A 552-nucleotide genomic window follows, 5' to 3' on the forward strand; every position below is an offset into this window, starting at 1 on the left:
TCGACTGAAGGGCTTTAATGCGGCTGTTATCCGTTTCTTTTGCATCTCCGGCCGTCTGTACTGCGGTATTCAGTGCTGCACCGGCAGTACCGCTCAGGGCAAGCGTAAAACCACTCTGCTTCTGTTCGGTTTTTGTCAGTTCCGTGCGTGTGTTTTCCGCTGCGGTCACTGCAACAGACTGACCGGTCAGGCTGATATCCTTTTTCGCCACCACATCACTGCCGTGTACCTTTATATCCCCGCCGGCCGTCATCACAACATTTCCGTCCGTACTGCCCAGCGTACTGCCTTTATTCAGCCGGCTGTCGCTGTCCGTGCTTTGCTTCAGAGACTGTTTACCCACGGTAAAACCAATACCGCCACTGCTCATCAGGCCGGATTTCTTCTCTTCACGCCGGTGAGTCTCATCCCGTGATTCCGTTGCAGTGGTAATATCCAGCCCCCGTCCGGCCTGCAACGCCAGATTTCCGCTGCTGACCACATTGCTGCCTGACACACTGATATCCCGCCCGGACTGAAGATGAACTGTCTCTCCGGACAGTTCAGTACTGA

Annotated in this window: 1 protein-coding gene; it reads right to left on the minus strand. The window is 54.7% G+C overall.

Annotation, left to right across the window (positions count from 1 at the left end; translation table 11 throughout):
- Positions 1–496, minus strand: a 496-nt coding sequence (locus tag QSH13_RS18480; RefSeq protein WP_286047540.1) for a hemagglutinin repeat-containing protein, incomplete at its 3' end; no start/stop codon positions are given.
- Positions 497–552: the final 56 nt, after the last annotated feature.

The organism is Proteus faecis, from assembly GCF_030286765.1.
GTDB lineage: Bacteria > Pseudomonadota > Gammaproteobacteria > Enterobacterales > Enterobacteriaceae > Proteus > Proteus faecis.